Origin of the sequence: Kribbella sp. NPDC049227 (assembly GCF_043197265.1) — a bacterium.
Classification (GTDB): Bacteria; Actinomycetota; Actinomycetes; order Propionibacteriales; family Kribbellaceae; genus Kribbella.
On sequence record NZ_JBICST010000002.1, the window covers coordinates 778,840 to 792,167 of the forward strand.

A 13,328-nucleotide genomic window follows, 5' to 3' on the forward strand; every position below is an offset into this window, starting at 1 on the left:
ATGCCGAAGACGGCGAAAACACGCTTGGATGGGGGGCCGACTCGACGGTAGGCAGGCAAGGCTGAAAACCTGTGCCAGCGGTTGGCGATCCCAACTGTGACAACAGGGTGAGACACGGAGGCGGTCGATGTTCAAGCGTATCGCAGTGGTGAACCGGGGTGAAGCCGCCATGCGGCTGATCAACGCGGTTCGCGAGGTCAACGCCGAGGGCGGTGACCCGATCGAGACTGTCGCCTTGTTCACCGACGGTGAGCGGACCGCGACCTTCGTCCGCGAGGCCGACATCACCTACCCGCTCGGGCCGGCGTCGGCGCGCCCGTACCTGGACCTCGCCGTGCTCGAGCGCGCGCTGCTCGAGACGAAGGCCGACGCGGCCTGGGTCGGCTGGGGATTCGTGGCCGAGGACCCCGCCTTCGCGGAACTGTGCGAGCGGATCGGCGTGACCTTCATCGGGCCGTCGGCCGAGGCGATGCGCAAGCTCGGCGACAAGATCGGGTCCAAGCTGATCGCCGAGGAGGTCGGCGTACCGGTCGCGCCGTGGAGCCGCGGCCCGGTCGAGTCGCTGGAGGCCGCGCTGCGGGCGGCCGGGGCGATCGGCTACCCATTGATGCTCAAGGCAACGGCCGGCGGCGGTGGCCGCGGCATCCGGGTGGTCCGGTCGGCGGACGAACTCACCGATGCGTACGCGCGGACCAGCGACGAGGCCGCGCGGGCCTTCGGCAGCGGCGTGGTGTTCCTGGAGCGCCTGGTCACCGGCGCCCGCCACGTCGAGGTGCAGGTCATCGCTGACGGCCAGGGGACGGCGTGGGCGCTCGGCGTCCGGGACTGCTCCGTGCAGCGCCGGAATCAGAAGGTGATCGAGGAGTCCGCCTCACCGCTGCTGTCGGCCGGCCAGGTCGAGGACCTGAAGGCCTCCGCCGAGCGGCTCGCGCTCGCGGTCGGCTACCGCGGCGCGGCGACGGTCGAGTTCCTGTATCACCCCGGCGAGAAGAGCTTCGCGTTCCTCGAGGTGAACACCCGGCTCCAGGTGGAGCACCCGATCACCGAGCTGACCACCGGGTTCGACCTGGTGAAGGCCCAGTTGCACGTCGCGAACGGCGGCCTGCTGGAGGGCACGAAGCCGGTCGAGAGCGGGCACGCGGTCGAGGCACGCCTGAACGCCGAGGACCCGGACCGGGACTTCGCCCCGTCGCCGGGGCGGATCGCCGTACTCGACCTGCCGTCCGGACCAGGCATCCGTGTCGACACCGGAGTGAGTGCCGGTGACAGCATTCCGGCCGACTTCGACTCGATGATCGCGAAGATCATCGGCTATGGGCGGACCCGCGAGGAGGCGCTGGCGCGGCTGCGGCGGGCGGTCGGCGCGACGACAGTGCTGATCGAGGGCGGCGCCACCAACAAGAGCTTCATCCTCGAACTGCTGGACCAGCCCGAGGTGATCGACGGCAGCGCCGACACCGGCTGGATCGATCGGGTCCGCGGTGAGGGCCGGCTGGTCTCGCACCGGCACTCGGGCGTCGCTCTGGTCGCGGCCGCGATCGAGGGGTACGAGGACTCCGAGCAGGTCGAGCGGGTGCGGCTGCTGGAGACCGCGCACGGCGGCCGTCCGCAGATCCAGCACGAGGTGGGTCGTGCGATCGACCTGAAGCTGCGCGGTGCGAGCTACCGGGTGACGGTGGCGCGGATCGGGCCGGACCGGTTCCGGGTCGGTGTCGGGACCGGCAACGACCACCTCAAGGTGGTGGACGCCGAGCTGGAGCGGCTCGACGACTACACCAGCCGGCTCGTGGTCGGCGGGCAGCGGTTCCGCCTGGTCACCGCGACGCACGGTCCGGTCCACCTGGTCGAGGTGGACGGTGTGACCCACCGGGTCAGCCGCGACGAAGGCGGCGTACTGCGTTCTCCCGCGCCGGCTCTCGTGGTCGCGACGCCGGTGCAGACCGGGGCCGAGATCGAGGCCGGTGCGCCGGTGCTCGTGCTGGAGAGCATGAAGATGGAGACGGTGCTCTACGCGCCGTTCAAGGCGACCGTGAAGGAACTGCTCGTCGCCACCGGCAGCCAGGTCGAGACCGGTGCGCCCCTGCTGCGGCTGGAGCCGGTCGCGGACGAGTCCGGTGCCGAGGCGGCTGCTCCGACGGACAACGGCGTACAGCTGGATCTGCCGAACGGGTCCGGGGAGAAGTCTGCGGCGGAGCGGGTCGAGCGGGGTCTGGACGACCTGCGCAGCATGCTGCTCGGGTTCGACATCGACCCGTCGGACGAGGGCGGCATGCTGGCCGACTACCTGTCCGCGCGGTCCGAGCTGGCGGACCCTCCGGTCGTCGCCGAGATCGACCTGCTGCGCGTGTTCGCGGACTTCGCCGAACTGAGCCGCAACCGGCCGGCCGGTGAGGAGATCAGCACCGAGAACCGGGTGCACAGCCCGCGCGAGCACTTCCACACCTACCTGCAGAGCCTGGATCCGGACCGCGGTGGCCTGCCGGCCGAGTTCCGCGCCCGGCTGATCCGGGTGCTCGGCCAGTACGGCGTGACCGACCTGGAGCGCAGTACCGAGCTCGAGGAGGCCGTCTTCAGGATCTTCCTGGCCCAGCAGCGCTCCACGCCGGACGTGCTGCTGGTGTCGTCGCTGCTGCAGCGCTGGATCGCCGAGCCGCGGCCGGTGTCGCCGGTGGACGAGTCCGCGCACGACCTGCTCGACCGCCTGGTGCTGGCGACCCAGCTGCGGTTCCCGGTGATCGGCGACCTGGCCCGGAGCGTGCGGTTCCGCTGGTTCGACCAGCCGCAGGTGGACGCGGAGCGGGCGTCGGTGCTGGAGGGTGTCGGTGACGAGGTCGCCGCGCTGGCGGCGGATCCGGAGGCACCGGACCGCAAGGAGCGGGTCGACGCGCTGGCCACCATCCCCGAGCCGATCGTCCGGTTCCTGGCGCAGCGGCTGGAGCGCGGCTGGGGTGAGCGCGAGCCGATGCTCGAGGTGCTGATCCGTCGGCACTACCGCGAGTACGAACTGCACGACCTGCGCGAGTTCGCCGTCGACGGCCGGCCGTTCGCGACCGCCGACTACACGATCGACGACCGGCCGAGCCACCTGGTCACCTCGGTGGGCACGGTGGCCGAGCTGGCCGACCCGGACAGCGGCCTGTCCCGCGTGCTGACAGCGCAGATCGACGCGCGCCCGCCCGGGCACGAGGCCGTGGTCGAGCTCTACCTGTACGGCCCGGACCTGCCGGCCTCCCAGCAGGAGGCGTCCGACCTGTACCGCCGGATGGTCGCCGACCAGCCGGTCGCCCAGCGGGTACGCCGGTTCTCGGTCGCGATCGCGCCGGGTCAGGGGCGGCCGGTCTCGTACTTCACCTACCGCCCGGCCGGAGGTTCGGTGGCCGAGGACGACAACGTCCGTGGCGTCCACCCGATGGTCGGCCGGCGGCTGAACCTGTGGCGGCTGCGGGACTTCCGGATCACCCGGTTGGACGGGCCGGACGACGTACTGCTCTACCACTGTGTGTCGCGGGAGAACGAGGCCGACCAGCGGCTGGTCGCGCTCGCGCAGGTCCGCCAGTTCGTCGTGGTCCGGGACGAGGACGGGCAGGTGACCTCGCTGCCACACGCGGAGCGGGCGATCGCGAACTGCCTGGAGGCGATCCGCCGGGCCCGGACCGACCGCGGCGCGGCCGGTGCCAAGCTCGACATGAACCACGTCTGGGTGCACATCTGGCCGGTGGTCGAGGCTCAGGTCGACGAAGTCACCGCACTGCAGCGCAACATCGCGCCGATGACCGCGGGCGCCGGGATCGAGGAGGTTCTGGTCCAGGGCCGGGTCGCGGCGCCGGACGGCAGCGTCAACCTGGTGGCGGCGCGGTTCTACTACCAGCCCGGCGCGGGCGTCGTCACCTCGGTCGAGCAGCCGCCGACCGGACGGCTGATGCCGCTGGACGACTACGCCCAGAAGGTGCAGCGGTCGCGCCGGCGCAACACGATCTACCCGTACGAGGTCAGCGGCATGGTCGCCGGCCCCGGCGGCTCCTTCGTCGAGTACGACCTCGACGACAGCGGTGTCCTGGTCCCGGTGGACCGCCCGCGCGGCCTGAACAAGGCCGGCGTCATCCTCGGCATCGTCAGTACGCCGACCACCCGGCACCCCGAAGGCATCACCCGGGTCGCGCTCAGCGGCGATCCGACCAAGGCGCTCGGCGCGGTCGCCGAGGGGGAGTGCTCGCGGATCATCGCAGCCCTCGACCTGGCCGAGCGGATGCGTGTGCCGGTCGAGTGGTACTCGCTGTCGGCCGGTGCCCGGATCTCGATGGACTCCGGCACCGAGAACATGGACTGGGTCGCCAAGGCGCTGAAGCGGATCGTCGAGTTCACCCAGGACGGCGGCGAGATCAACGTCGTCGTGGCCGGCATCAACGTCGGCGCGCAGCCGTACTGGAACGCCGAGGCCACGATGCTGATGCACACCAAGGGCATCCTGGTGATGACGCCGGACAGTGCGATGGTGCTGACCGGCAAGCAAACGCTGGACTTCGCCGGTGGCGTGTCGGCCGAGGACAACTTCGGCATCGGCGGTTACGACCGGGTGATGGGCCCGAACGGCCAGGCGCAGTACTGGGCTCCTGACCTCAAGGGGGCCCGCGATGTGCTGATGGCGCACTACGACCACTCGTACGTCGTCCCGGGGGAGATCGGCCCGCGCCGGGCCGAGACGTCGGATCCGCTGGATCGCGATGTCACGACGTACCCGCACAACGCGCCCGGCAGCGACTTCCGGACCGTCGGCGAGATCTTCTCCACGGCGACGAACCCGGACCGCAAGAAGGCGTTCGACATCCGCACGCTGATGCGATCCGTCACGGACCAGGACCACCCGGTGCTGGAGCGCTGGGCCGGGATGGCCGACGCCGACACCGCGGTCGTACAGGACGCGCGCCTGGGCGGCTACCCGGTCTGCCTGGTCGGCATCGAGTCCAAGTCGGTGCCGCGGCGCGGGTTCCCGCCCACCGACGGGCCGGACACCTACACCGCCGGCACGCTGTTCCCGCTCTCGTCGAAGAAGACGGCCCGGGCGATCAACGCGGCCAGCGGCAACCGGCCGCTGGTGGTGCTGGCGAACCTGTCCGGCTTCGACGGCTCGCCGGACTCGATGCGGAACCTCCAGCTCGAGTACGGCGCCGAGATCGGCCGCGCGATCGTGAATTTCCAGGGCCCGATCGTGTTCTGCGTGGTGTCGCGCTACCACGGTGGAGCGTTCGTGGTCTTCTCCAAGGCGCTCAACCCGTCGATGACCGTGCTGGCCGTCGACGGCTCGTTCGCGTCGGTGATCGGCGGAGCGCCGGCGGCCGCTGTCGTTTTCGCCGGTGAGGTCGACGCCCGGACGGCGGCCGACGAGCGGGTCGCGTCGCTGGCCGAGCGGGTCGGCGAGGCGACCGGGGCGGAGCGGGCTGCGCTCGCGACCGAGCTGGCCGAGGTGCGGACCGCCGTCCGCGCGGAGAAGCTGGGCGAGGTCGCGGTCGGGTTCGATCGCGTGCACAACATCCAGCGTGCGGTCGAAGTCGGATCGGTCGATGCGGTGATCAGTGCGAACGAACTGCGCCCACGGTTGATCGAGGCAATCATCTCCGGCCTACCGGGAGTTGGACCACTCGCCTAACCTGGAGGTATGCGGACCGAGAGGGGCGGTCGCAGTAAGGCTCACTCGTTGATCACGTTCATCGGCGTGAGCGTACTGTCCGGCGCGCTGGCGGCCGGACTGGCGATCCCCTTCGCCGGATTCGCCGGACAGGGCAGCGAGCAGGTGGCCAAGTCGGTGCAGGATCTGCCGCGCGAGCTCGTCGTCGATCCGGTGGCGGTGCGGAGCCGGATCGTCGCCTCGGACGGCAGCCTGATCGCGACGCTGTACGAGCAGAACCGGATCCCGGTGCCGCTGAGCCGGATCAGCCCGATCATGCGCCGGGCGATCGTCGCGATCGAGGACTCGCGGTTCTACGACCACGGCGCCCTGGACGCGAAGGGCACGATCCGGGCGATGGTCCGCAACCAGACCGAGGGGGAGGTCCAGCAGGGCGGGTCGAGCATCACCCAGCAGTACGTGAAGCTCAGCCTGGTCGAGAAGGCCAAGACCGCCGAGGAACGGCGGCAGGCCACCGCGGTCACCTACCAGCGCAAGCTGACCGAGCTGCGGTACGCGATCGCGATCGAGAGCCAGCTGTCCAAGGACGAGATCCTGGAGCGGTACCTGAACCTGGTGAACTTCGGCGACGGCGCGTACGGCGTCCAGGCCGCGGCGCAGCACTACTTCCGGACCACCGCCGACAAGCTGACCCTGCCTCAGGCCGCGATGCTGGCCGGCCTGGTGAAGAACCCGACCGGCTACGACCCGACCAACGACATGGCGCGCGCGAGGGCGCGGCGCGACGTGGTGCTGAAGCGGATGCTCGAGCTCAAGGTGATCTCGCTGCGCCAGGCCAACGAGGCACTCAGGACCCGGGTGATCGACCTGAAGCGGGTCCTGCCGGTGCCGAACGGCTGCGCGAGCTCCCGCTATCCCTTCTACTGCGAGTACGTCGTCTCGAAGCTGCTGGACAACCCGGCACTGGGTGCGACGGCCAAGGACCGCGACCACTATCTGAAGACCGGCGGGCTGCAGATCCGGACCTCGATCGACCCACGGATGCAGAAGGCCGCGCAGAAGTCGATCAGCGAGCACAGCAAACCCACCGACACCGCGATCGCGGCGATCACGATCGTCCAGCCGGGCACCGGCCTGGTGAAGGCGATGGTGCAGAGCAAGCCGTACGGCAACGGCCGCAACCACACGAACTACAACTACAACGTCGAGAAGTCCTACGCCGGCGGGTTCGGCGGGTTCCAGAACGGCTCGACGATGAAGGCGTTCACGATCGCGGCCGCGATCCAGAAGGGCGTGCCGCTGAACTACCGGATCAACTCCCCGCAGCAGATCAACCTGAGCGGGAAGCGGTTCCGCACCTGCTCGGGCTGGACCCGGGACCCGGACTACCGGCCGCAGAACTCGACCCGCGGCGGCAACCTCACGATGGTCGACGCTGCGCGGTTCTCGACCAACACCTACTTCCTGCAGTTGTCGCAGCGGGTCGGGCTGTGCCCGATCGCCCGGGTCGCGTCCAAGCTCGGGATGTACAACGCGCAGACGCTGCATCCGCTCGACCAGGTCATCTCGATGACGCTCGGCGTCGGCTACGTGACCCCGCTGATGCTGTCGAACGCCTACGCGACGTTCGCGGCGCGCGGCAAGTACTGCAAGCCGCTGGTCGTCACCTCCGTGCGGGACAAGGCCGGCAAGTACATCGAGACGCCGCAGATCGACTGCAAGCAGGCGCTCTCCCCGCAGGTCGCCGACGGCGTCAACCGGGTGCTCAGCGCGGTGATGGAGCCCGGCGGCACCGGCGGCCGGCTGAACTTCGGCAACTGGGACCTGGCCGGCAAGACCGGCACGATCCAGGACAACCTCGCCGTCTGGTACGCCGGCTACGCGCCGAACCTGGCCGGGGCAGCGGTCGTGGCGGACGCGAACCTGCCGTACACGAACCTGATGTACCGCCACACCCTCGACGGCCGGGACATCTCCGACCCGACCGGCTCGGGTACCGCCGGCCCGCTGTGGCAGACCGCGATGCAAGGCGCCCTCAAGGGCCTGCCGCTGCGGCACTTCAAGGCGCCACCGCGCAAGATGCTGGGCGCCGCCGAGCCTCGCCCGGCGGACGAGGGCAGACGCCCCGACGAGAACGGCGGTGGCCCCGGCCGCCGCTAGGCCTCAGTCCTGGTGGCTGGGGGCGACGTCGAGTGCTGGGTTGCGGTCGAAGAAGCCGAAGGGCTTCAGCCAGAAGGCGATCGTGTCCACCGGCATCACCGGCCAGTCCTCGACCCGGGTGACGTGGTGGATGCCGAACACGTACCAGAGCACGACGTCGGTGTTCTCCAGCGATTCGTCGTCCGCGATCCAGCGGGTCATCCCGTCGTCGACCGTCGACTGGGTCGGGTAGTCGCCGCACGGCCAGCGTTCCTCGTCGTGCTGCCGGGTGACCCACACCGTGTGCCCGATCACCGGTGCCCGCAGGTACTGCGGCGTACCGGGGTCCATCAGTGCCGGGATCGACGCGCTCGGGATCAGTTTGTACGCCGGATTGGTGCCGACGGCGTTCACGCGGTTCGGATTGACCACCTTCCAGGTGCGCTGGGCCGCCCAGTTGAAGTCGCGGGCGGCCTCGGACTCGGACCGGATCGGGGTCGCGTCGGTGACGACGGCCAGCCCGTACGGGTTGTCGTCCGACACCGGTAGGGCGCGGGAGTCGACCTCCTCCACGGTGTTCCCGTCGCCGTCCACGTCGAGGTCGAGCCGCGCGACCAGGAAGTGCTGGTGGAACGGCGCGTACGTCTGCTTGTCGACGACCGTGCCGGTGGCCGGCGGCGTACCGTCCGCGGCGAACGGCGTGGTGACCATCAGCCCGGTCGCCCGGACCTCACACTCGATGTTGCCGTCCTGATAGAAGCGCCAGTAGATCAGGTACTCGTAGTTCGCCACGGTCGCGTGACACGACACGACCATCCGGCGCATCCGCCGTACCTCGGCACCGGTCGTGTGGTCGACGTGCTTCCACAAGACGGCGTTGTCCTCCTCGTGCAGGCAGATCGCGTTCTTGATCGTGACCGGTTCACCGTGGGTGTCGTGCAGAACGGCGTCCAGGTAGACGATCTCGCCGAGGCAGTCGCAGCCGAGTTCGAGCGAGGTGGTCATGAAGCCGAGACCCCATTCGCCGATGTCGAACGCCGTACGCCGGTAGTGGTCGAAGGACGCGTCCCGGTACGGGACCACCATCTCCGCGAACGACATCCGGTAGGCGATGTCCCGGGTGGTGCTGCGGCCGTTGACATGGTCGTCGTACGTGACCTGGTGGATGACCGGGCCCTCGCGGTGGTTGAAGCCCAGCCGCATGGTCCAGTTCTGCCACTTCAGCTCGGTGCCGTCGAGGGTGAACGAGACGCCCTCGGGCTGGGTGACGTGCAGCGGCTTGAGGTCGGTGCGCAGTGCGCCGGTCCACGGTCCGGGCGCGTACTCCGCGTCGACCTCGGGCTGCCCGTGGTCGTGGTCGTTCTCGAGTTCGAGCAACTCGAGCGTGTTCATGTCGACGACGACCTTGAGGCCCGACACCGGGTGGGCGTACGGGTTGCCGTCGGGCGTCTCGCGGTACCAGATGTCGCACCAGCCGAGCCGCCGGTCGCGGTACTGCTCCGGCATCAGCGCCTTGCCGTACGTCCAGACCTCGATCAACACCAGCGACAGGTCGGTGATGCCGCGTTCGGCCAGCGCGGCGATCACGTCCGGATGGGCGCGCATCGCCTCGTCGACCTCGTGGTACTCGTCGCCGGTGAAGTTGGGGGTGACACCGGGGACCTGGATCCACGACACCACCCGGTCGCCGGTCAGGTCGACGACGCCTTCCCAGGTCTGGTTGTCGGCCCGGTTCCACAGGACGGCGAACGCGGTCCGCGGTACCGGGTCGCCGCGACGCCACGCGCGGACCGCGGACTTGGCCGGCTCCAGCAGTTCGATCGCCGCGAACCGCCATGACCCGCCGAGTTCCCGGTCCCTGCGCAGGATCGCGGCGGTCTGCCGGAACTCGTCCTCGTCCAGCGGTTCGAGCGGATGGGTCGCCATCAGTCCACGTCCCGGGCCATCAGGTCGTCCCAGGACTCCCGTCGTACGACGAGCCGGGCGCGGCCGCCGGTTGCGAAGACCACGGGGATCCGGCGAGTGCCGTTGTAGTTGTTCGCCATCGTGTAGCAGTACGCCCCCGTCGCAGGGACCGCGAGCAGATCGCCCACAGCCGGCTCCGCCAGCGGTACGCCGTCGACGAGGACGTCGCCGCTCTCGCAGTGCCGCCCGACCACGGTCACGGTCTCCAGCCCGGGACCCTCGAACCGTCCGACGATGCCTGCCTCGAAGCGCTGCTCGAACAACGCGACCTCCAGGTTGTCGCCCATCCCGCCGTCCACCGCGACGAAGGTGATCGCACCGCGCTTGACCGTGGTGACCCGGTAGATCGTGGTCGCCGCCGTACAGACCATGCTGCGTCCAGGTTCGACGATGAGGTGCGCGGATGCGGGTAGGTGCTGCTTCGCCGCGCCGATCAGAGCATCGAGGTACGCCGCCACCGTGGGCGGCTCGTCGGACCACGTGTAGCGGGCGCCGAGGCCGCCGCCCAGGTCGTACACCTCGAACTCGCCGAGTCGCGCGAGCGGCTCCACCGACTCCGCGAACGGTTCGACATCGAGGATCTGCGAGCCGACGTGGACGTGCAGACCGCGCATCCGCAGCCGCGGGCTGTGTTCGATCCGCTGGATCAACCGGGCCGCGTCGGGTGGGGCGAGGCCGAACTTCGAGCCCTCGTGGCCGGTCAGCACATGGCTGTGGGTATCAGCGGTGACGCCGGGGATGATGCGTACCAAGACGTCCTGGGTGCTGCCGGTCGCTTCCAGCCGGTCGACGTCGTCGGCGTTGTCGACCACGACCAGACCGATTCCGTGTTCGACGGCCAGCGCGATCTCCTCGTCGCTCTTGGCGTTGCCGTGCAGGACGATCAGACCGGGATCGGCACCGGCTTTCAGTGCGGTCAGGATCTCGCCACCGCCGGCGACGTCCAGGCCGAGTCCTTCCTCGACCATGACCCGCTGGACCGCCGTACAGGGGAAGGCCTTGGACGCGAAGACCACGCGGGAGTCCGGCCAGCGGGCGGTCAGCTCGTCGCGGTACTCGCGGGCTCGGGACCGGAGCGCGTCCTCGGCGACGACCAGGACCGGCGTACCGAAGGCGGCGGCGAGGTCGTCCGCACGGCAGCCGGCGACGATCAGCATGCCGTCGCCGGTCAGGCCGCTGCCGGCCGGGAAGAGCGAGAGCAGGTCGCTCCGGTCGGCTGGGTGCATGGTCAGTTCTCAGTGGCGCGTCCGGCCAGCTCCTCGGCCCGGTTGCGCGGTACGACGAGGACCGGGACGGGCGAGTGCCGCAGGATCTTGGTCGCCCGCGAGCCGAGGAACACCCGCGCGACCGGCCCGAGCTCGCTCGACCCGACCACGAGGATGTCGCTGGGCTCCCAGCCGACGTCGTCGATCGCCTCGGCCCAGTTCGCACCGGAGCCGATCACCGTCTCGACCGTTCGCGGCCCGTGCGGCAGGTGTTTCACCTGGGTCAGCGTGGCGGAAACGGTCTTCTCCACCTCCGCTCGCCACTCGTCCATCACCAGGTCCTCGGAATCGGTGCCGAGCCGGGTGGTGTACGCCGGACGGGACCACACCGCGAACGTGGCGATCCGCAGCGAAGCACCCGCGTCGGCGCTGACCGTTGCCGCGGCGAGGACCAGCTCCTCCGCGCTCTCGGTGCCGCCGAAGGCCGCGGTCACCCGCTGGACGTTGGCGTCCGCCGGGCAGCGAAATCCCCGGGTGGCCAGGGCGAGCGAGACATGCGAGCTGTGCAGCAGCCGGTCGGTGACGCTGCCGAGCGAGATGTGGCCGAACGCGCCGGCCGACGACGACCCGAGCACGATCAGCCGGGCGTCGTTCTGGGCGGCCATCTCGAGCAGACCCGCCGGCGCTGACCGGGCGCCGTACCGGACATATGTCGCCGGCACGTCACCCGGCAGGTAGTTCCGGGCGCGCTCGAGCGCCTGGTCCGCGGTCTGCGCGAGGTAGTTCTGGTACTCCGCGTCCACCCGCGCCATCCCGGGCGTCCACGGCGCCGGTACGACGGTGCAGACGATCAGGTCGTCGTGCGCGGACCGGGCCAGCATCGCCGCGAGGTGGAGCGCCGCCTTCCCACGCTCGTCGGAGGCGTAGCCGACGATCATCGTCATGACGCCGGCCCGTCGTCGTCGTGGATCAGCCCGACGTGCTCGTGCCTGCCGAGATGCGAATGCCTGAAGCCGTAGATGAAGTACCAGGCCAGGGCCACCGCGAGCCAGATCAGGAACACCCAGATGGTGACCGCGCGCAGGTCCTTGATGATCCACAGACAGCCGAGGATCGACAAGATCGGCGTGACCGGGTAGCCCGGCACCTTGAAGCCGCGCGGCAGCTCGGGATGGGTCCGCCGCAGCACCATCACCCCGATCGACACGACCAGGAACGCGACCAGCGTGCCGATGCTGGTCATCTCGGCCAGGAAGTTGATCGGGATCAGCCCGGCCAGCAGGGCGATCAGGACCGCCACGATGATCGTGTTCGGCACCGGGGTGTGGGTGCGCGGGTTCACCTTGTGGAACAGCTCCGGGATCATCCCGTCGCGGGCCATCGCGAACAGGATCCGGGTCTGGCCGTAGATCACGATCAGCGTGACGCTGAAGATCGAGATCACCGCGCCGCCGGCGAGTACGGTGGCCGGCCAGGACGCTCCGGTCACCTGCTCCAGGATCGCCGACAGGCCGGCCTCCTGGTTCTCGAACTCGCCGGAGGGCTGGGCCGCGACCGCGACCAGGGTGACCAGGATGTAGAGCCCGGTGACCGTGACGAGCGCGATCAGGATCGCCAGCGGCATCGTCCGCCGGGGGTTCTTCACTTCCTCACCCGCGGTCGAGACAGCGTCCAGACCGATGTAGGAGAAGAAGATGATGCCGGCCGCGGAGGTGATCCCGCTGATGCCGAAGGGGGCGAAGTCGGACAGGTTGTTCGCGTCCCAGCCCCTCAGCCCGAGCACGATGAACAGCAGCAGGACACCGATCTTGATGCACACCATGACGGCGTTCGTCGTGGCCGACTCGCTCGCACCGCGGATCAGCAGCAGGGTGCAGAGCAGCACCAGGATCACCGCGGGCAGGTTGAACACACCGCCCTGCTCCGGCGCCTGCGACAGGCTGTCGGGGATGGTGAAGCCGAAGAGGTTGTCGAACAGTTCGTTCAGGTACTGCGACCAGCCGACGGCCACCGCGGCCGCGGACACGCCGTACTCGAGCAGCAGGCAGGCGGCGACCCCGATCGCCGGCAGCTCACCGAGCGTCGCGTAGGCGTACGAGTACGACGATCCCGACACCGGGACCGCGCTGGCGAGCTCGGCGTAACAGATCGCGGTCAGTCCGGCGACCGCACCGGCGATCACGAACGACCAGATCACCGCCGGCCCGGCGACCGGCACCGCCTGGGCGAGGACGAAGAAGATGCCGGTGCCGATGGTGGCACCGATGCCGAACATCGAGAGCTGGAACAAGCCGATCGTCCGGGCGAGCTCGCTCTTTCCGGTGTCGGTGCCGCTCTCCTGCGACATCTCCGGGACCGGCTTGCGACGGAACAGTTGCTGCAGCGTCATCGCCATG

At 69.8% G+C, this 13,328-nt stretch carries 6 protein-coding genes; 2 read left to right on the forward strand and 4 right to left on the reverse strand.

Translation table 11 applies throughout. The features are described 5' to 3' along the window. Positions 1-127: 127 nt before the first annotated feature. Together ACGFH6_RS10535 and ACGFH6_RS10540 are read left to right on the forward strand one after the other, a co-directional pair. Entirely contained in the window at positions 128-5,644 is a 5,517-nt protein-coding gene (locus tag ACGFH6_RS10535; RefSeq protein ID WP_393382373.1) for a carboxyl transferase domain-containing protein, read from the forward strand. A gap of 9 nt (positions 5,645-5,653) precedes the next feature. Then, the gene (locus ACGFH6_RS10540; protein ID WP_393382374.1) at positions 5,654-7,783 is read left to right on the forward strand and encodes a transglycosylase domain-containing protein; all 2,130 of its coding nucleotides are present in this window, start codon (positions 5,654-5,656) and stop codon (positions 7,781-7,783) included. 3 nt (positions 7,784-7,786) lie between these two features. On the opposite strand, the gene ACGFH6_RS10545 is transcribed toward ACGFH6_RS10540, so the two are convergent. The 4 genes from ACGFH6_RS10545 to ACGFH6_RS10560 are packed head-to-tail and all read right to left on the reverse strand — an operon-like array spanning position 7,787 to position 13,327. After that, entirely contained in the window at positions 7,787-9,688 is a 1,902-nt protein-coding gene (locus ACGFH6_RS10545; protein ID WP_393382376.1) for a primary-amine oxidase, read from the reverse strand. Then, complete coding sequence (lysA, locus tag ACGFH6_RS10550) at positions 9,688-10,953, reverse strand: diaminopimelate decarboxylase (RefSeq protein WP_393382378.1); 1,266 nt, start codon at positions 10,951-10,953, stop codon at positions 9,688-9,690. Before lysA ends, ACGFH6_RS10545 begins: the two co-directional genes overlap by 1 nt. 2 nt (positions 10,954-10,955) lie before the next feature. Continuing rightward, positions 10,956-11,876 (reverse strand): universal stress protein, encoded by a 921-nt coding sequence (locus ACGFH6_RS10555; protein WP_393382380.1) that lies wholly within the window; start codon positions 11,874-11,876, stop codon positions 10,956-10,958. Then, positions 11,873-13,327, reverse strand: coding sequence for an amino acid permease (locus ACGFH6_RS10560; protein WP_393382382.1), 1,455 nt, complete (start codon positions 13,325-13,327; stop codon positions 11,873-11,875). The genes ACGFH6_RS10555 and ACGFH6_RS10560 overlap by 4 nt, the downstream gene beginning before the upstream one ends. Position 13,328: the final 1 nt, after the last annotated feature.

Coding starts and splice junctions, on each gene's coding strand:
- ACGFH6_RS10535 (WP_393382373.1), top strand. CDS start 128: ATGTTCAAGCGTATCGCAGTGGTGAACCGGGGTGAAGCCGCCATGCGG.
- ACGFH6_RS10540 (WP_393382374.1), top strand. CDS start 5,654: ATGCGGACCGAGAGGGGCGGTCGCAGTAAGGCTCACTCGTTGATCACG.
- ACGFH6_RS10545 (WP_393382376.1), bottom strand. CDS start 9,688: ATGGCGACCCATCCGCTCGAACCGCTGGACGAGGACGAGTTCCGGCAG.
- lysA (WP_393382378.1), bottom strand. CDS start 10,953: ATGCACCCAGCCGACCGGAGCGACCTGCTCTCGCTCTTCCCGGCCGGC.
- ACGFH6_RS10555 (WP_393382380.1), bottom strand. CDS start 11,876: ATGACGATGATCGTCGGCTACGCCTCCGACGAGCGTGGGAAGGCGGCG.
- ACGFH6_RS10560 (WP_393382382.1), bottom strand. CDS start 13,327: ATGGCGATGACGCTGCAGCAACTGTTCCGTCGCAAGCCGGTCCCGGAG.